Origin of the sequence: Fictibacillus arsenicus (assembly GCF_001999465.1) — a bacterium.
GTDB classification, from domain to species: domain Bacteria; phylum Bacillota; class Bacilli; order Bacillales; family Fictibacillaceae; genus Fictibacillus; species Fictibacillus arsenicus.
Genome location: NZ_MQMF01000050.1, coordinates 1 through 893, shown reverse-complemented (window position 1 = coordinate 893; position 893 = coordinate 1). Strand labels below are relative to the sequence as shown.

Below are 893 nucleotides of genomic sequence, written 5' to 3'. Positions count from 1 at the left end.
GAGTCCCATCGCGTCGTCGTCTCAAACATCAACGGATACCTCGCCGATAGTCCTGACGTGTTCCTGCATCCCCGAAGGGCATCCCTTTCGGGTCTCCCGTTGATGGAAATGGGCGCCGCTCCAGTCGACGGTGGAAACCTTCTGCTCGATGAATTTGAACGTTATGATATTGTGAGGAGGGAGCCGGATTCCGAGCGATTCATTCGACGCTTCGTGGGGTCTGAGGAATTCATAAATGACATCCTCCGATATTGCCTGTGGGTTAATCCTGATGACGGCAAAACTGCTTCGTCAATTCCGCCCCTCGCCGATCGCTTTGCGAAGGTCGCAGCCTTCCGCAAGGCGAGCTCGAAGGTGGGCACGCGAAAGCAGGCAGGCGCGCCATACAGGTTCGGCGAGCCGCGGTTCACCGAAGGATTGAACCTAGTCTTTCCGAGTGGCTCTTCGGGGCTCCGCAGATATATCCCAACAGGCTACCTAAGCGCAGGAGAAGTACTCTCCAAGAAGGTATTCGTAATTCCCGACGCCCCCGCCTGGGTCTTCGCGCTTCTTGTATCGGCAATGCATATGGCATGGGTGGGAGTTGTGTCCGGTCGGATGCGCATCAATTATCAGTACTCCAACACCCTTGTGTACAATAATTTCCCCGTCCCTCCACTCTCCCATGAAATCAAGGAGAAGCTCGCGCTCGCTGCTCTACGGGTTCTGGATGTGCGGGAGTACCACTGCGAGAAGACGCTCGCGGAGCTCTACGATCCGGACAAGATGCCCGATGACCTGTGCGCTGCGCACAAGGCGGTCGATGATCTCGTGGACTCGATCTACTCGAAGAAGCCGTACGGGACCGACGAGCAGCGTCTGTCCGACCTATTCGCCCTGTACGAGAAGATGGC

General features: G+C 56.7%; 1 protein-coding gene. It reads left to right on the top strand.

The window, feature by feature from the left end; all coding sequences use genetic code 11:
- On the top strand, positions 1-893 hold an 893-nt coding region (locus UN64_RS21735; RefSeq protein WP_369073190.1), incomplete at both ends, for a type IIL restriction-modification enzyme MmeI.